General features: G+C 59.1%; 14 protein-coding genes and 1 tRNA gene. 14 read left to right on the top strand and 1 reads right to left on the bottom strand.

The window, feature by feature from the left end; genetic code table 11:
* Position 1 precedes the first annotated feature (1 nt).
* From DXD39_RS07930 to DXD39_RS07910, 5 genes are all read left to right on the top strand, one after another.
* Positions 2-1,081 (top strand): branched-chain amino acid ABC transporter permease, encoded by a 1,080-nt coding sequence (locus DXD39_RS07930; protein ID WP_117635469.1) that lies wholly within the window; start codon positions 2-4, stop codon positions 1,079-1,081.
* Positions 1,071-1,931 carry an ABC transporter ATP-binding protein gene (locus DXD39_RS07925; RefSeq protein ID WP_089573307.1) on the top strand — a complete coding sequence of 287 codons (861 nt, stop codon included), beginning with the start codon at positions 1,071-1,073 and terminating at the stop codon, positions 1,929-1,931. The genes DXD39_RS07930 and DXD39_RS07925 overlap by 11 nt, the downstream gene beginning before the upstream one ends.
* A 12-nt stretch (positions 1,932-1,943) precedes the next feature.
* Entirely contained in the window at positions 1,944-2,645 is a 702-nt protein-coding gene (locus DXD39_RS07920; RefSeq protein WP_035137222.1) for an ABC transporter ATP-binding protein, read from the top strand.
* A 325-nt stretch (positions 2,646-2,970) separates the two neighbouring features.
* Positions 2,971-3,648 carry a copper homeostasis protein CutC gene (locus tag DXD39_RS07915; RefSeq protein WP_117635467.1) on the top strand — a complete coding sequence of 226 codons (678 nt, stop codon included), beginning with the start codon at positions 2,971-2,973 and terminating at the stop codon, positions 3,646-3,648.
* 3 nt (positions 3,649-3,651) lie between these two features.
* The gene (locus tag DXD39_RS07910; protein WP_117803718.1) at positions 3,652-4,449 is read left to right on the top strand and encodes a DUF4931 domain-containing protein; all 798 of its coding nucleotides are present in this window, start codon (positions 3,652-3,654) and stop codon (positions 4,447-4,449) included.
* A 30-nt stretch (positions 4,450-4,479) separates the two neighbouring features.
* Here DXD39_RS07910 and DXD39_RS07905 read toward each other — a convergent pair whose 3' ends face one another.
* On the bottom strand, positions 4,480-5,478 hold the full coding sequence (locus tag DXD39_RS07905; RefSeq protein WP_117803717.1) for a bile acid:sodium symporter family protein: 999 nt from the start codon (positions 5,476-5,478) through the stop codon (positions 4,480-4,482).
* Between the two features lie 276 nt (positions 5,479-5,754).
* Between DXD39_RS07905 and recJ the strand changes: the two genes are divergently transcribed.
* The 9 genes from recJ (at position 5,755) to rplT (ending at position 16,689) form a co-directional block, all read left to right on the top strand.
* On the top strand, positions 5,755-9,042 hold the full coding sequence (gene recJ, locus DXD39_RS07900) for a single-stranded-DNA-specific exonuclease RecJ (protein ID WP_117803716.1): 3,288 nt from the start codon (positions 5,755-5,757) through the stop codon (positions 9,040-9,042).
* Between the two features lie 15 nt (positions 9,043-9,057).
* On the top strand, positions 9,058-11,418 hold the full coding sequence (locus DXD39_RS07895) for a bifunctional (p)ppGpp synthetase/guanosine-3',5'-bis(diphosphate) 3'-pyrophosphohydrolase (RefSeq protein WP_117803715.1): 2,361 nt from the start codon (positions 9,058-9,060) through the stop codon (positions 11,416-11,418).
* A gap of 84 nt (positions 11,419-11,502) precedes the next feature.
* Positions 11,503-12,186, top strand: coding sequence for an MBL fold metallo-hydrolase (locus DXD39_RS07890; RefSeq protein ID WP_117629661.1), 684 nt, complete (start codon positions 11,503-11,505; stop codon positions 12,184-12,186).
* A 195-nt stretch (positions 12,187-12,381) separates the two neighbouring features.
* On the top strand, positions 12,382-13,248 hold the full coding sequence (gene fba / locus DXD39_RS07885; RefSeq protein ID WP_035137086.1) for a class II fructose-1,6-bisphosphate aldolase: 867 nt from the start codon (positions 12,382-12,384) through the stop codon (positions 13,246-13,248).
* Positions 13,249-13,499: 251 nt separating this feature from the next.
* On the top strand, positions 13,500-14,933 hold the full coding sequence (locus DXD39_RS07880) for a transglutaminase-like domain-containing protein (protein ID WP_117803714.1): 1,434 nt from the start codon (positions 13,500-13,502) through the stop codon (positions 14,931-14,933).
* 39 nt (positions 14,934-14,972) lie between these two features.
* A tRNA-Leu gene (locus tag DXD39_RS07875) sits at positions 14,973-15,059 on the top strand.
* A gap of 430 nt (positions 15,060-15,489) precedes the next feature.
* On the top strand, positions 15,490-16,059 hold the full coding sequence (gene infC / locus DXD39_RS07870) for a translation initiation factor IF-3 (RefSeq protein ID WP_117635460.1): 570 nt from the start codon (positions 15,490-15,492) through the stop codon (positions 16,057-16,059).
* A 32-nt stretch (positions 16,060-16,091) separates the two neighbouring features.
* Positions 16,092-16,283, top strand: a complete 192-nt coding sequence (gene rpmI, locus DXD39_RS07865; protein ID WP_006234422.1) for a 50S ribosomal protein L35 — start codon at positions 16,092-16,094, stop codon at positions 16,281-16,283.
* A 46-nt stretch (positions 16,284-16,329) separates the two neighbouring features.
* Entirely contained in the window at positions 16,330-16,689 is a 360-nt protein-coding gene (gene rplT, locus DXD39_RS07860) for a 50S ribosomal protein L20 (RefSeq protein ID WP_006234421.1), read from the top strand.
* Positions 16,690-17,083 lie beyond the last annotated feature (394 nt).

Below are 17,083 nucleotides of genomic sequence, written 5' to 3'. Positions count from 1 at the left end.
TATGAAGTTCCTTAAAGACAAGCAGACGCGTCACGACTTTGTCACGTACGCCATGTGCATCGTGGCATTCGCCATCGTGTTCTTTATGCAGTCCAACCATATGATCCCGCGCATGATCGCCGGCCAGTTGGTTCCCATCACGGCCTACATCGTTATGGCCATCTCGCTCAACCTCGTTGTCGGCATCGCGGGCGACTTGTCGCTGGGCCACGCGGGCTTTATGAGCGTCGGCGCCTATACGGGCATCGTTACCGCGGTTGCCCTCGAGAGCGCCGTCCCCTCCGATCCAATACGTCTTGTCATCAGCATTGTGGTCGGCGCTATCGCCGCTGCCATCTTGGGCTTCTTGATCGGTATCCCGGTCCTGCGCCTGAGCGGCGACTATCTGGCCATCGTGACCCTGGCTTTTGGCGAGATCATCAAAGAGATCGTCACCTGCCTCATTGTGGGTGTCGACTCCCGCGGCCTGCATGTGATCTTTAACATCACGGGCAACTCCACGATCGACGACCTGCACCTGCTCGAGGACGGCACCGCCATCATCAAGGGCGCCCAGGGTGCCTCGGGCGTGTCGACGTACTCGACCTTCCTCGCCGGTGCCATCCTGGTCATGGTCGCGCTCGTGATTGTACTCAACCTGGTGCGCAGCCGTACCGGCCGTGCCATCATGGCCGTGCGCGATAACAAGATTGCAGCCGAGTCCGTAGGCATCTCCGTCACCGAGTACCGCATGATCGCCTTCGTGGTTTCCGCTGCCCTCGCCGGTGCTGCCGGAGCTCTCTTCGGCGGTAACTTCTCGCAGCTCTCCGCCACCAAGTTCGACTTCAACACGTCGATCCTCATCCTGGTGTTCGTGGTCCTGGGCGGTCTGGGCAACATGCGCGGCTCCGTCATCGCGGCGGCGTTGCTCACGGTGCTTCCTGAGCTGCTCCGTCAGTTCTCGGACTACCGCATGCTCATCTACGCCATCGTGCTGATCCTGGTCATGATCTTTACCAACAACCCGCAGCTCAAGGCGTTCTTCGGTCGCGTCAAGGACCGTTTTGCTTCCAAGAAGGAGGTGGCAGCCGATGCCCAGTAAATTTGAGTTCAACAAGGGCAAGATGGTCCCGTATCCTTCTGGCGCCATCGTTCCCGATCGCGACCTGGGCCAGCGCCCGGCGCTCGAGTGCATCCACCTGGGCATTGAGTTCGGTGGCCTTAAGGCAGTCGACGACTTTAGCCTGACTATCGGCAAGACCGAGATCGCCGGCCTGATCGGCCCCAATGGTGCCGGTAAGACCACGGTCTTCAACCTGCTCACCAAGGTGTACCAGCCCACGCACGGCACCATCCTGCTCGACGGTGAGGACACCTCGGGCAAGTCGGTCTACCAGGTCAACCGCATGGGTATTGCCCGCACCTTCCAAAACATCCGCCTGTTTAACACCATGACGGTGGAGGATAACGTTAAGGTCGGCCTGCATAACCAGGAGCGTTACTCCGGCTTTGAGGGCGTGCTGCGCCTGCCGACGTATTGGAAGCACGAGAAGGCCGCCCACGAGCGCGCCATGGAGCTGCTGTCCATCTTTGATATGGAGCATCTGGCAAATGAGCAGGCCGGCTCGCTGCCTTACGGCGCTCAGCGTCGTCTGGAGATCGTCCGTGCGCTTGCCACCAACCCCAAGCTGCTGCTGCTCGACGAGCCTGCCGCCGGCATGAACCCGTCCGAGACCGCCGAGCTCATGGAGAACATCGTCAAGATTCGTGACACCTTCGGCATCGCCATCATGCTTATCGAGCACGACATGTCGCTCGTTATGAACATCTGTGAGGGCATCTGCGTGCTCAACTTTGGTAAGGTCATCGCCAAGGGCACGGCCGAGGAAATCCAGAACAACGACGCCGTTATCGAGGCGTATCTGGGCAAGCAGGATAAGGGGGAGAACTAAATGGCAGAGCCGATGCTTTCCGTCTACAACATCAACGTCTGGTACGGTGCCATCCACGCCATCAAGGACATCTCCTTTAACGTCAACGAGGGCGAGATCGTGGCTCTGATCGGTGCGAACGGTGCCGGCAAGTCCACAACGCTCAAGACCGTCTCGGGCCTGCTGCGCTCCAAGACCGGCTCCATCAAGTTTATGGGCGAGGACATTACTCATACGCCCGCCGATAAGCTGGTTGGTAAGGGCCTGGCCCAGGTGCCCGAGGGCCGTCGCGCCTTTTTGCAGATGACGGTCGAGGAGAACCTGGAGATGGGCGCCTACACGCAGCCCAAGTCCACGGTTGCTCCGGGCCTTGAGCGCGTCTACGAGCAGTTCCCGCGCCTGAAGGAGCGCCGTCGCCAGGTCGCCGGCACCCTTTCGGGTGGCGAGCAGCAGATGCTCGTTATGGGCCGCGCCCTTATGAGTAACCCCAAACTGCTTATGCTCGACGAACCTTCCATGGGTCTGGCGCCGATTCTGATTGAGCAGATCTTCCAGATTGTCGAGGACCTGCACAAGGCCGGCACCACGGTGCTTCTGGTCGAGCAGAACGCGCAGATGGCGCTCTCGATCGCCACACGCGGCTACGTGCTCGAGACCGGCAAGATCACCATGACCGGCACCGGCCAAGAGCTGCTCCACGACGATAACGTGCGTAAAGCATATCTTGGTGGCTAACTAGTTACGCGGTTTTACCAAACCGCGTAACGGCTCGACGCTGCAAACCCGCCAGGGCGGCAATCTGCCTTTCAACTTCGGCGGCATGACCAGAAGGTCAATGCCGCCTTGTTTCAAGGCACCTTGCTCGCTCTGGCGGGCTTTCGCTGTCGTTGTCAAAACATCGACGTTGTGGCAGATGCCAACGACTACCCCTTTAAGTTGCGGTGGAATAGGGACTAAATGGGAGCCTCAGAGGCCAAAAGAGTCCTTATTCCACCGCAACTTCATGGGGGTGTGTGACAATGCCCGTCGGAAAACATCTGCTGTCTTCGGGGGTCTATCTATGCTGTACGAGTTTTGTGCCGAGAACTTTGAGCGGGTGCCGGCGGCCATTAAGGCCGGTGCGAGTCGTATTGAGCTGTGCGACAACCTTGCCGTTGGCGGCACCACACCTTCCGCCGGCGTTATCAGCGCTACGGTCAGCTACGCTCACGAGCACGATGCGCGCGTGATGTGCATGATTCGTCCGCGCGGCGGGGACTTTCATTACAACCAGGACGAGCTGCGCATGATGGAGATGGATCTGGGCCTTGCCGTAAGCGCCGGCGTCGATGGTCTGGTCTTTGGCTGTTGCAAGCCTTGTGCTGGCGGATGGGCGCTCGACGAACTCACGCTCGGTGCCTTGGTGATGGCTGCGGGGTGTGCGGCCGAGGAGTGCAAGCGCGAGTCCCTTGACATCACCTTCCACATGGCGTTTGACCAGCTCTCGCCCGAGGCTCAGCTCGATGCGATTGATACACTTGCCGACTGCGGCGTTACGCGCATCCTCACGCATGGCGGCGCTGCCGGTACGTCGATCGAGGGCAACTTCGAAAACCTGGTCCGCTTGATCGAGTACGCGGGCGACCGCCTGACCATCCTTCCTGGCGGCGGCATTACCACGGCCAACCGCGATGCCGTGGCGGCAGCACTTGGCGTCTCCGAGCTGCATGGCACCAAGATCGTGCCGCTGGAGGTGTAACCTGTGGCACTGGTATTTGACGTTCAGCAGGCGAGCGGTAAGCCCGACGATAATCGTCGCCCTGGCACCGCGTGCCCCTTTTGTGATACGGAGGGGCTCGCCAGCGTCATCGAGCGCGATGGTGACTGCATCTGGCTCGAGAATAAGTTCAAGACCTTGCGGGCCACCCGTCAGACCGTATTGATCGAGTCGGCCAATCACGACGCCGACCTGGCGACCTATGAACCGGATGAGCTGCATCATGTGATGCGGTTTGCCCTGGGCTGTTGGCAGCAGATGCTCGATTCCCAACAGTACCGCAGTGTGCTCATGTACAAGAACAAAGGCCCGCTTTCGGGCGGCAGCCTCGTCCATCCACACATGCAGATTGTGGGCTTGGAGCAGGAAGACGGCTATGCTTCGCTGGCTTCCGCCAATTTCGAAGGCATCAATGTTTGGCAACAGGGGAGAATCTCGGTCAACATCTCAACCGAACCGATTATGGGATTCTTTGAGGTTAACGTCTCGGCTCCACAGGGAATCGCCGCCAGCGACGACGCCCGCGACCAAGCCGAAGCGGACCTGTTTGCCGATGCGATTCAGGTGGCCCTGCACTATATCCTGCACGAGCACCACGGCGGCCGCGCGGAGTCGTACAACTTGTTCTTCTACCACATGGACGGCCGGACCATTGCCAAGGTGTTGCCGCGTTGGGTGGTTTCGCCCTACTTTGTCGGTTATCGTTTGGCCCAGGTCAATGCCGAGACCACGCTCGATATCGATGCAGAGCGCCTGCGTGCGCATCTGGAAACGCTCGTATAGCAAGACTATCACCCGCGTAATGCGGACAGTCTAGCGTCCCGTGGCGTCGCGGCCGGCCTCGACGCGCTTGCGCTGGGCGGCGCGCTCCTCGCCGGTTAGACGCTCGAAGAGATGTCCGATAAACGAGGCGAGTACCTGCTGAAACAGCGTTCCGCACATGACGGGAAACACGACTTCGCCCGGAAAGTACTGCGTGGCGATGACGGCGCCCGAAGAGATGTTACGCATGCCGCAGGTAAAGCACATGGTAGTCGTCTCGCTATATGGCAGATGCAGCGCACGGGCGATCAGAAAACCGACGATAAAGCCGCTGATGGCGAAGGTCAAAATAAAGAGGGCGACTTCCAGGCGCATCGCGTTCATGTGCAGAACGTACTCGCTCATGGCGGTGGAGTTGGAGGCGATAACGCCCATCATCATGAACTTGCAAGCGGGCGAGAGCGCGGGGGAGAGCTTCTCGTGTCCCCATCCACGTGTGAGCTCGTTGATCACGATGCCGAGCACGGCGGGGATGGCGATCATAAAGGCCATGTCTTGCATCATGCTTGGCACATCGATCGAGACAGTGGCACCCAGCAAGAGCTTAAGCGTGAGCGGAATCGTCGCAGGGGAGATAACCGAGGACGTCAGGATGATGGTAAGCGCGAGCGGGCCGTTGCCGCCGAACATGCTAATCCACATAAAGGCAGTGACCGCCACGGGTACGCTGTACTCGAGCACGATGCCGCAGACAAGGTTGGGGTTGGAGCCAAAGAACAGCGATCCCATGGCATAAGCTGCTATGGGAATAAACACCGCCGAGACGAGCAGCGCCAAAATCAAGTGCAGCGGACGGCGGAACACCTCAGCTACCTGGTGGAAGGTGTTACTGAGCGCGCCTTGGAACGTCATAAAGGCGAAGAGGGCGGGAACGATGGGCTTGAGTACGCCGATCTGCTGGGGAAAGAGCACGCCGAGCGTTACGCAAATCGGAACGATGACCTGCATATGCCCTGCGAGGAACTTTCCCAGTCCAACCCATTGCTTCATATGCTCTTGTGACTCCTTTTGCTCACGAATCCGTTTTGAATGGATATGCTAGACGCTCGCATGCGTCCGTGCGTCAGAAACGCTCGATTATTTCGAGGCTATTACCGGCATCGTTTACCGAAACCACGGCGTGCTGCGAGGCTCTGTGTCCGTGCCGCACGGTATAATAAATCCGTTCAACAGATCTGCCTGCCGAAGCGGGCATACACAGAGGACTCATCGCTATGAACCGTGAGGGGTATCGCGGCGACCTGCCCCTATCGGGGGTGGGCGCCTATGTCATCGCTTAAGACGACGCATCGCTGGGCGGTCGCTCAGCAAAATCCCGAGCTCGAAAAGGAGCTTTCGGCTGGTCTGGGCATACCCGGGCTGGTGGCACGCATTATGGTTGCGCACGGCATTGCCTCGATTGAGGAAGGACAGCTATTTTTGACGCCTTCGCTCGACCGTGATTGGGCCGATCCGCTCGTCATTCCGGGCATGTCGGTTGTTGCCGATCGTGTCGAGCGCGCCATTCGCAACCACGAACGCATCGCCGTCTTTGGTGATTTTGACGTCGACGGCATTACGTCGACTTGTCTGTTGACCGAGGCGCTGCGGATGTTTGACGCCGATGTCACACCATTCATCCCGCACCGCTTTGACGAGGGATATGGCCTTTCGCGCGCGGCGCTCGACCGCGTCAACGAGCTCGCTCAACCCAACCTGATTGTGACCGTCGATAACGGTATTGCTGCCAAGGAAGAGGTCTCCTATCTGGAGAGCCTGGGGATCGATTTGGTGGTCACGGACCATCACGAGCCGTCCGACCAGGTGCCGCAGGGCGTGCCCCTGACCGACCCCAAGCTCGAGGACGAGGGTCCCTCGCGCGAGCTTGCCGGTGCCGGCGTGGCGCTTAAGCTGGTGCAGGTTCTGGGAGAGCGTTTGGGCAAGCCGTCGTATTGGCGTTCGCTGATAGAGGTCGCGGCGCTGGGCACCGTGTCCGACATGATGCCGCTCACGCCCGAGAATCGCGCACTGGTCGCCGAGGGCATCCAGCAGATGCGCGTGACGGCCCGTCCCGGCTATATCGCGCTTGCCGCACTTGCCAAGGCCGACCTTTCTACCATTACGGCCGACGGCCTGTCGTTTTCACTCATCCCTCGTCTGAACGCTGCCGGCCGCATGGCTGATCCCAAGCTGGCGCTTGACCTGCTGCTTGCCCGTGATCCTATTGAAGCAAGTGCACTGGCAGCCGAGCTCGAGGAAATCAATCGCCAACGCCGCGAGATCGAGGCCGAGCTTACGCGCGATGCCATGGCGAAGGTCGAGGAGACTTATGACGGCGGGCGCGCAATCGTCGTGGGCGGCGAGGGCTGGCACGAGGGCGTCAAGGGCATCGTGGCGAGCCGCCTGACCAATCGCTACCACGTGCCGGCGCTGCTCTTCTCGATCGAGGACGGCGTTGCACGCGGATCGGGCCGCTCGGTGGGCAAAGTCAACTTGTTCGATGCCGTCGAGCGTTGCTCCGACCTGTTGATTCGTCGCGGCGGGCATGCCGGTGCGGTAGGTGTGACCATCGAGACATCCAAGCTCGATGAGTTCCGCCGTCGCCTTTCGGCCGTGCTATCGGAGCTTCCCGCCGATGACTTTGAGGACACTGACGAGGTTGCCGCCACCGTTGACCTCTCCGAGCTAAATATCGAGACTATCGAGCAGATTTCTCGTCTTGAGCCGTTTGGCCAGGGCAATAAGGTGCCGCTTCTGGCCGCCGAGGGCGTGACGATGTGCGATCGCGCCGTGGTGGGCAAAACCGGCGAGCACATGCGCTTTGTGGCGACCGATGGCGCTGCGAGTGTGCCGGCCATCATGTTCCGCGTGCCGCAGATCGATAGGCTCATCAATTGCGACAGTGCCGTCGACTTGGTGTTCGAGGCCGTGGCCGAGCATTGGCAGGGACGTGTGAAGCCCAAGCTCATGATTAAAGATGTCTTGGTGCGTGATACCACGGCGCCCAGTATCGACGATCCGACATGTGAGCTTCGCCGCGGCGTGCAGCCGGCGGATTCCGGCCTGCGCCTGGAGTCGCGTAAGCGCGAGACGCTCGCCCAGCTTTCCTATACCGAGCTGACGCGCTCGCTTATCCATAGCTTTATCGGCTCGAACCAGCCACATCGCGCGCAGGTCGAGGCACTCGACGCCCTGGCCGACCACCGCAGCGTCTTGGCCGTTATGGGAACGGGTCGCGGCAAGTCTCTGATTTTCCATGTACATGCCGCACGCGAGGCGGTTCTTCGCGGGCGCGCGAGCATTTTTGTCTATCCGCTGCGCGCACTCGTTGCCGACCAGGCCTATCACCTTTCCTCGACGATGGCCGCGCTCGGCATTGGCGTGGGCGTATTGACCGGCGAGACCGTGGAAGCAGCGCGCGATGACGTGTTTGCCGGCTTGGCTTCGGGCCGCACCGGCATCGTGCTCACGACGCCGGAGTTCCTGTCTATCCATCGCAATCGCTTTGCACGTTCTGGACGTATTGGCTTTGTCGTTATCGATGAGGCGCACCATGCCGGTCTTGCCAAAGGCGGCGACCGGAGCGCATACCTCGACATGCCCGATATTCTCAAAGCCCTGGGCGACCCCGTTGTCATGGCGGCAACGGCTACCGCGACGGCCCCGGTCGTGGCGGAGCTTGCTCGTGTATTGCCGATTACCAGGACGGTGGTCGACGAGACCGTTCGCGAGAACCTGCAACTCGAGGACGACCGTGACCTTGCGAGCCGCGAAAATCGCCTGGTGTCGATCGTGGCGACGGGGGAGAAGACCGTTATCTACGTGAACTCGCGCGACCAGTCCGTGGCACTTGCCAAGACGTTGCGCAAACGCGTGCCCGACTGTGCGACCCATATCGCGTTCTATAACGCCGGGCTTGCGCGCTCCGATCGCCGCCGTGTCGAGGAAGCCTTTAGAGACGGAAGTCTCAGCTGCATCGTTTCAACTTCGGCTTTCGGTGAGGGCGTCAACTTGCCCGATATCCGTCATGTCGTGCTCTACCACATGCCGTTTGGCGCGATTGAGTTTAACCAGATGAGTGGCCGTGCCGGCCGCGATGGACAGCCCGCTGTGATTCACCTGCTCTATTCGTCGCGTGACGCTCGTATTAATGAGCGCCTGCTCGATTGTTACGCGCCCGAGCGTGATGAGCTTGTCACGCTCTATCGAGCGCTGCAGACCATGTGGCGCTCCAACCGTGGCAAGACGGGGGACGATTCATTCTGCGCAAGCGATATCGACATTGCGCAGATGTGCCTTGCAATCGACGCGCGCACGCCGGTCGATGAGCGCTCAGTGGCAAGCGGCCTGGGAATCTTCGAAGAACTCGGTTTCTGCCGCGTTACGGGGTTTGACGATACGCGTCGTATCGCGATGGCCGAAAACCCCGGCCGTGTGCAATTGAGCAGGTCAATTCGCTATTTGGAGGGCTTGCGCTCGCGCATGGAGTTCTCGGCTTTCCGGAGCTGGGCGCTCGATTCGTGCGCTTCTGATATGCTAGCCAAAGTTAACCGCCCGATCGTACCGCGGGCCTAGGGGAAGGGGACCTCGATGGATGCCGCAGCCCGTACCGCCCATGATTCCACCCTCCAGCCGTTCTCGGAGATGGAGCACTATAAGCATGCCGATGAGCTGCCGCCCGAGATTATGGCGGACAGCTACGACAAACTGGAGCGCCTGTGCCTCAAATATATGAATGTGGACGACTTTTCTAAGGTGGAGCAGGCCTATTGCTTTGCTGCCGAGAAGCACTGCAACCAAAAGCGCCGCTCGGGTGAGATGTACATCAACCATCCCGTCGAGGTGGCCATCATTTTGGCCGATCTCAAGATGGACTGCGATGTGGTGTGCGCCGCGCTGCTGCACGATACCGTCGAGGATACCGAGACCTCGCTTGCCGATGTTTCCGGCCTGTTTGGCGATACGGTGGCCGAGCTCGTCGATGGCGTGACCAAGCTCACCAACATCGAAGTCGACAGCATGGACGAGAAACAGGCGCTCACGCTGCGAAAGATGTTCCTCGCCATGTCCAAGGACATCCGCGTCATCATCGTTAAGCTTGCCGACCGTCTGCACAACATGCGCACCCTTGCGGCCTTGCGTGAGGACCGTCGCCTGTTTAAGGCCCGCGAGACCATGGACGTGTATGCGCCCCTGGCCGACCGTCTGGGCATGAGCTCCATTAAATGGGAACTCGAGGACCTGTCCTTCTTCTACCTTGAACCCGACGCCTACCAGCGCATCGCACGCATGGTGGCGGAGTCGCGCGAGGTCCGTGAGCGCTATCTGGCCGAGACCATCAAGACACTCACCGACGAGCTCAACCGCATTGGCCTGGAGGACTTCCAGATCAACGGCCGTTCCAAGCACTATTGGTCCATCTACCAAAAGATGAAGCGCAAGGGCAAGGAATTTTCCGAGATCTACGACCTGGTGGCACTGCGCGTCATCACGCATTCGGTGCGCGATTGCTACTCCACGCTCGGCGCGGTGCATACGCTGTGGCACCCCATGCCCGGGCGCTTTAAAGACTATATCGCCATGCCCAAGGTCAATAACTACCAGTCGCTCCACACGACGGTTATCGGCCCCACGGCTCGTCCGCTCGAGATTCAGATTCGTACCTACGAGATGCACGAGCAGGCCGAGTACGGCATTGCCGCCCACTGGCTATATAAGAAGTCGGGCGGATCGTCTGCGTCTAAGACCAATGATGCCCAGCGTCTGGACGACCAGATTAACTGGCTCAAACATTCGCTCGATTGGGCTGCGTCTGATGAGATTACCGACGCCAAGGAATACCTGCATTCGCTGAAGGTCGACCTCTTCGATCAGGAGATTTTTGTCTTTACGCCCAAGGGCGAGGTCATGGCGCTTCGTGCCGGCTCCACGCCGCTCGACTTTGCCTACGCCGTTCACACCGAGGTGGGAAACCATTGCGTCGGCGCCAAAATCAACGGTGCGGTGGCTCCGCTCACGCACGAGATTAAGACGGGTGACCGTGTCGAGATTCTGACTAACAAGAGTTCCAAGCCGTCGCGTGATTGGCTCAAGATCGTTAAGACACCTTCCGCCAAGTCAAAGATCCGCCGCTATTTTGCCGCTGCGACCAAGGACGACGACGCTGCTGCTGGTCGCGATATGCTGGCCAAGGACCTGCGTAAGCGTGGCTATGGCATTTCTACGCCGCGTTCGACGCGTGCGCTCAACGCCGTGGCGGAGCAGTTTAACTTCAAGCAGCTCGAGGACCTGTTTGCCGCCGTCGGCGCCGGCAAGGTTGCCCCGCGCGCTGTGGGCAATAAGGTCGAGCAAATCTTGGACCCCAAGCCCGAGGAACAGCTCACCAAGGCCGAGGCTATCGCCGAGGTCGTCAAGCAGCCTGCCCGCGGCTCCAACCGCAAGCCGCAAAAGCGCGGCAAGAGCGCCAGCAACGGCATTATCGTCAAGGGCGAGAGCAACAGCGGCCTGCTGGTCCGTCTGGCCCATTGCTGCAACCCCGTGACGGGCGACGACATCGTCGGCTTCATCACGCGCGGTCGTGGCGTTTCGGTGCATCGCGCCAACTGCCCCAACGTCAAGGGTCTTATGGAGCATCCCGAGCGCATGATCGATGTGGAATGGGACGGCGCTGCCGACACCCTCTTCCAGGTCGAGATCGTGGTCGAGTGCCTGGACCGCATGGGCCTGCTCAAGGATGTCACCATTGCCATTGGCGATGCGGGTGGCAATATCCTTTCTGCCGCCACGTCGACCAACCGCGAGGGTATTGCAACCCTGCGCTTTATGGTCGAGATCTCGGACGCGAGTGGTCTGGATCCGCTGCTGGCCTCTATCAGCAGCGTTGACTCGGTCTACGACGCGCGTCGCTTGATGCCCGGCGAGGGTGGAGCCCAGCTTAAGCGCCGCGTTTAGTCGCGACGAACGTGCCACATTATCGATATTCGCTACACTCGAGGCATCGTTTGATGCCTCGAGTTCTATAGAGAGGAGAGGGACATGAGTGCTGTGTCCTTGGATTTAACTCCCAAGGGATCGGTCGAGATCGAGACGCTCGTAAACGGTCCCATTCAGACCAATAGCTATGCTGTCATTTCGGACAATGAGTGCGTGATTATCGACCCCGCATGGGAAGGCGAGCGCTTGGTGGAGCATATTCGAGCCGAACACCCCGATGTGCAGGTGCTCGGCGCCGTTTGCACGCACGGTCACGCCGACCATGTTGGCGGTGTCGCTGGAGTTCGGGCCGCCGTTGGCGCCGACGTCCTGTACGAGCTGTGTGGCAAGGACGCAGCAGTGCCGCATGCGAATATCGAGGAGCAGCGAGCGATGTGGGGCATCGAGACGCCCGATCCAGGTGAGCCGACGCGGCTGCTTGCCGAGGGCGACACCATTGAGCTGGGCGACATTTGCCTGCAGGTAATTGAGGTGCCCGGGCACACACCGGGCGGCATCGTTCTGTTCGCCGCCACTGAGCAGGGGAACATTGCCTTTGTGGGCGACACGCTATTCCCGGGTGGGCATGGCCGCACCGATCTTTCTGGAGGAGACGAGGCGGCGATCCTGCGCTCGCTCTCCAAGCTCGCCCAGCTTCTCCCGCCCGATACCGTTTGCCTAACCGGCCATGGCGATTCGACCACCATGGCACGCGAGCTCATGCAGAGCCCTTTCATGCAGATGTAGCTTACTAGTCGGCTTTTGAAGCACGAGAAGCGTCCAAACGTCAAGCTATTTTTCCCCAACGGGTCGATTCCGTAGGGCAAACGGTCAAAAAAAGTCTGTTTGGACGATATTCGTGAACAAACGAACGTTTATGCTCGGGTGCGCCGTGGTAAAATCTCAGGCGTTATCGGAGCAACCTTACAGGAGGTTTCTTTTATGCTCGTCAACGCAGCAGACATGCTCAAGAAGGCCGAAGCCGGCAAGTACGGTCTCGGTGCCTTCAACACCAACAACCTCGAGTGGACCCTGGCTATTCTCCAGGCCGCCGAGGAGGCCAAGTCTCCGCTGATCCTTCAGTGCACCGCTGGTGCCGCTAAGTGGATGGGCGGTTTCAAGGTCTGCGCCGACATGGTCAAGGCTGCCGTCGAGGCCACGGGCGTTACCGTTCCCGTCGCCCTTCACCTCGATCACGGTTCTTACGAGGACTGCTTTAAGTGCATCGAGGCCGGCTTCACGTCCATCATGTATGACGGCTCTCACGAGGAGACCTTCCAGCTTAACCTCGACCGCACCAAGGAGCTCGTTGAGCTTGCCCACTCCAAGGGCATGTCCATCGAGGCCGAGGTCGGCGGCATCGGCGGCACCGAGGACGGCGTGACCTCCAGCGGCGAGCTCGCTGATCCTGCTGAGTGCAAGCAGATCGCTGACCTGGGCGTCGACTTCCTCGCCTGCGGCATCGGCAACATCCACGGCGTGTACCCCGCCGACTGGGCTGGCCTTTCCTTCGAGCGCCTGGGCGAGATCAAGGCCCAGACCGGCGACCTGCCCCTCGTCCTGCACGGTGGCACCGGCATCCCCGAGGATCAGATCAAGAAGGCCATCTCCCTGGGCATCTCCAAGATCAACGTCAACACCGACCTGCAGCTCGTCTTCGCCAAGGGCGTCCGCGAGTACATCGAGGCTGGCAAGGATCAGCAGGGCAAGGGCTTTGACCCCCGCAAGCTCCTCAAGCCTGGTCGCGACAACATCGTTGCCCGCACCAAGGAGCTCATGGAGGAGTTTGGCTCCGTCAACAAGGCGTAAGCGTCGCTAAACTTCCCGCCGGAAGCCCCGTCCCCCTACACTGTTTCCTTTGCGCTCACCTGGCTTTGCCAGAAGTCGCGCTAAGGAAACAGTTCCGGGGGACGGGGCTTCCTTTGTTTAACGCCGCAGGGTTACGAGTCTGAATTCATTTTTAGAGGTACCGTTTATCGGTATTGAGAGCCCCTTTGCTGGGGCTTTCTTTTTATCTCGCTACAATGTGCTTCAAGAGTTCTAATGACTTGGAGTTTGGTATGGCTGTTATTGATGTGCTGCCTTCGGATGGGAAGGTTATTGACGAGGGTCCTGTTGGTTGCTCTGTTGATGTTTGCTGTGATGACTTTCGTCATCTCGATGTTGGACTGCCGCCCGAGATTCTTCGTCTTAAGGATGCCGGGTATTTGACGCAGGCTGTTGCTGCCTGCGATCGCCTTTTGGAGCAGAACCCCGAGCCTTCGCTGGCTGCTTGTGTTCGTGCCGAGCGGTATCGCATGCTCGAGACGCCGCTTCATTTTTCGGTGTCTCGCGATCAGGCTATTGCGATGATTCGCGAGGAGTGGCCAGAGTTTACCGAAGAGCAGTTTGATGACCTGATTAATCGTAAGCGTATTGACTGGCGCTTTATCGATGGTGAGCTGTTCGTTCTCGACAACTTCCTCGATTCGCTTCGCGTATATCCCAAAGAGGTTCCCGGCATGCGGCCCGATTCTGCGGACGGAATAGCACTGCGCAACGAGATGCTCAAGGAGATGGAGTCGCAAAACGGATTGGCTCGCGTCATTACGCTTAAAGCGTCCGTGTCTGTCCCCGGCGCTCTGGAAGGGGAGGCCGTTTGCGCTTGGCTTCCCGTCGCGGCTGCCTGCCGTCAGCAGTCTCGGGTCGAGATTCTCGACATGACGCCGGAGGGTGCTGTTGCTCCCGCGAATGCTTCGGCGCGTACCGTCTCGTGGTCTTCCTCGAGCGAGCACTTATTTTCGGTGACCTATCGTTATCACATCGATGCTGCTTATTGTGATGTCTACGGTGGCACACTTCCGGTTCACCCGCTTATGGATGCGCCTCTGCCCGAGGATATTTCCGAGGACCGTCCGCACATTGCATTCACGCCGTATCTGCAGCAGCTGACGGCCCGTGTCATTGACGGGCTCGAGGATCCGCTCGATCGCGCCCGTGCTATCTATGATTACCTGACGCAGTATATCGACTATCGCTATCAGCCGCCGTACTTGCTTTTGGGATCTATTGCCGATGACTGCGCGCATTCGCTCCGCGGCGATTGCGGCGTTATGGCGCTCACGTTTATCACCATGTGCCGTATCGCGGGCGTGCCTGCCCGTTGGCAGAGCGGCCTGTATGTTGCGCCCGATTCGGTGGGGTCGCACGACTGGGCAGAGTTCTATACGCCGCAGACCGGTTGGCTCAACGCCGACGTGTCATTTGGATCTTCTGCTCGCAGGATGGGGGAGGAGTGGCGCCGCCGTCACTACTTTGGCAATCTCGACCCGTGGCGTATGGTGGCCAACAATCGATTCCAGGCAGAGTTTGAGCCCTCTTTCGACGGCATGCGCGAGGACCCTTACGATAACCAGATGGGTGAGGCTTCGGTTGACGGTCGCGGATGCCGTCGGCGCGAGATGCTCCGCACGGTCGAACTCATCGAAATGCTCGAAGTTCCATTTTCGGACTAATCGGTAGAAAGCTGTGATAAACTAACTCACGCATTGTGTGCCCGAGTGGCGGAATTGGCAGACGCAGTGGACTCAAAATCCACCGTTGGCAACAACGTGCGAGTTCGAGTCTCGCCTCGGGCACCATTCATGCAAGCGAGCGTTCAAGGGGGTTGCGGCCCCCTTTTTCGTGCCGAACTCGCGTGAGCGCGCGAAGCGTTAAGCAAACAGGCTTGTGGCCTGTTTGTAGCGGAGCGTGGCGAGGGCGCCACGCGCCCGAAGCCCGGGGCTTCGCGAAGCGAAGGCCCTTCGAGTCTCGCCTCGGGCACCATACATACAAGCGAGTGTTCAAGGGGGTCAAGGCCCCTTTTTCGTGTACGTAATGTGATAACGCGCTGTACGTGTTATTATTCGCAAGGCGTTGTTCCCGCAATGCCCTGAAGAGGAACCTGAGGGTTCCCACCTTTTGGCGCCAATGAGCAGCTGACTGGTCATACAACTTAGATTCCCTTCCTCAAATCGAGGAAGTCTATGTGTACGACCTGGTTGCTGAGAAGCGCCGGGTTATTTTTTATGAATGGAGGTAGGGAAAATAGCTAAGTCTGATGACACCCGCATCAACGACGAGATCACTGCATCTTCGTGTCGTTTGATTGGCGTCGATGGCTCTCAGCTCGGCCTGTTCGCCATCCGCGATGCCCAGCGCGTCGCCGACGATCAGGGTCTCGACCTGGTCGAGATCGCTCCCAACGCGGAGCCGCCGGTCTGCAAGGTCATGGACTACGGTAAGTTCAAGTACCAGCAGGCCATGAAGGCCAAGGCTGCTCGTAAGAACCAGTCCAAGGTCGAGGTCAAGGAAATGAAGTTCCGACCCAAGATCGACGTTGGCGACTACGAGACCAAGAAGGGCCACGTTTTGCGTTTCCTCAAGAAGGGCGCACGCGTTAAGATCACCATCATGTTCCGCGGCCGTGAGATGGCTCACCCGGAGCAGGGCCTTAACGTTCTCGAGCGTCTCGCCGAGGATCTCAAGTCTTACGCTACGGTCGAGTCCAAGCCTAAGATGGAAGGCCGTAACATGCTTATGCTGCTCGCCCCGATTAAGGGCGCCTTCGATGAGGATAAAGCGGCAAGCGATAGCAAGTAACTAGTGTTCTGTAACCGATTAAGGAGTATTTCATGCCTAAGATGAAGTCCCACAGCGGCACCAAGAAGCGTTTCCGCAAGACTGGTACCGGCAAGCTTATGCGCGCCAAGGCTTTCAAGAGCCACATCCTGAGCAAGAAGTCCACCAAGCGTAAGCGTGGCTTCCGTCAGGAGACCGAGATCGCCGCTGCCGACCGCAAGGTCATCAAGTCGCGTCTCGCCTAAGTTCGCGTTCCCGTTTTTCGTTTTACCGTCTAGGAGTTGATAGAACATGGCACGTATTAAGCGCGCTGTTGCCGCCAAGAAGAAGCGCCGTACCGTTATGCACCGTGCGAAGGGTTACTACGGTGCCGCTTCGCGTACTTACAAGCATGCTAAAGAGCAGGTCCAGCACTCCCTGCAGTATCAGTATCGTGATCGCCGCAACAAGAAGCGCGAGATCCGTTCTCTCTGGATCACTCGTATCAACGCTGCTGCTCGCCTGAACGATATTTCTTACTCTCAGTTCATGCACGGCCTGAAGGTTGCCGGCATCGAGCTCGACCGCAAGGTCCTGGCTCAGATGGCTTACGAGGACATCGAGTCCTTCAACGAGCTGGCCACCATCGCCAAGAAGGCTCTCGAGGCCTAATAGATTCTCTTGAATCGCTAGGGGAGTGTCGCGTTGTGCGCGGCGCTCCCTCTTTTTATCTGAAGCGCGGTTTACATTGCTAAAAGCGCGGGTAGATAGACACTTACAGGTGACCGATCTCTATATATTCCTGAACCAAAGGGTCATCATCTGATACGTGCGGAAGATCCGCACCAGTCTTTCTATTAGCTATAGAAAGCGATATGTTGTGTAGGACTTGTGAAGAGTGGAATTGACGTCCCACAGGGCTTCGCGGTCTGGCAATATATCTCCTTGCCGCGCGGCCCGGTCGGACCGGATGAGCCGCGGGGCGTGCACCTTGAGAACCGGATACTGCGAGGATGGACACTTACTTCAGTGTCGCATCCGGGCAGACATCGAACCATTTGAAATG

The organism is Collinsella sp. TM04-29 (genome assembly GCF_003466565.1).
Taxonomy (GTDB): domain Bacteria; phylum Actinomycetota; class Coriobacteriia; order Coriobacteriales; family Coriobacteriaceae; genus Collinsella.
Note: the sequence above shows the minus strand (reverse complement) of the source record. Positions and strands in the feature narration are given on the sequence as shown.

Coding starts and splice junctions, on each gene's coding strand:
- DXD39_RS07930 (WP_117635469.1), top strand. CDS start 2: ATGAAGTTCCTTAAAGACAAGCAGACGCGTCACGACTTTGTCACGTAC.
- DXD39_RS07925 (WP_089573307.1), top strand. CDS start 1,071: ATGCCCAGTAAATTTGAGTTCAACAAGGGCAAGATGGTCCCGTATCCT.
- DXD39_RS07920 (WP_035137222.1), top strand. CDS start 1,944: ATGCTTTCCGTCTACAACATCAACGTCTGGTACGGTGCCATCCACGCC.
- DXD39_RS07915 (WP_117635467.1), top strand. CDS start 2,971: ATGCTGTACGAGTTTTGTGCCGAGAACTTTGAGCGGGTGCCGGCGGCC.
- DXD39_RS07905 (WP_117803717.1), bottom strand. CDS start 5,478: ATGAAGCAATGGGTTGGACTGGGAAAGTTCCTCGCAGGGCATATGCAG.
- recJ (WP_117803716.1), top strand. CDS start 5,755: ATGTCATCGCTTAAGACGACGCATCGCTGGGCGGTCGCTCAGCAAAAT.
- DXD39_RS07895 (WP_117803715.1), top strand. CDS start 9,058: ATGGATGCCGCAGCCCGTACCGCCCATGATTCCACCCTCCAGCCGTTC.
- DXD39_RS07890 (WP_117629661.1), top strand. CDS start 11,503: ATGAGTGCTGTGTCCTTGGATTTAACTCCCAAGGGATCGGTCGAGATC.
- fba (WP_035137086.1), top strand. CDS start 12,382: ATGCTCGTCAACGCAGCAGACATGCTCAAGAAGGCCGAAGCCGGCAAG.
- DXD39_RS07880 (WP_117803714.1), top strand. CDS start 13,500: ATGGCTGTTATTGATGTGCTGCCTTCGGATGGGAAGGTTATTGACGAG.
- infC (WP_117635460.1), top strand. CDS start 15,490: ATGGAGGTAGGGAAAATAGCTAAGTCTGATGACACCCGCATCAACGAC.
- rpmI (WP_006234422.1), top strand. CDS start 16,092: ATGCCTAAGATGAAGTCCCACAGCGGCACCAAGAAGCGTTTCCGCAAG.
- rplT (WP_006234421.1), top strand. CDS start 16,330: ATGGCACGTATTAAGCGCGCTGTTGCCGCCAAGAAGAAGCGCCGTACC.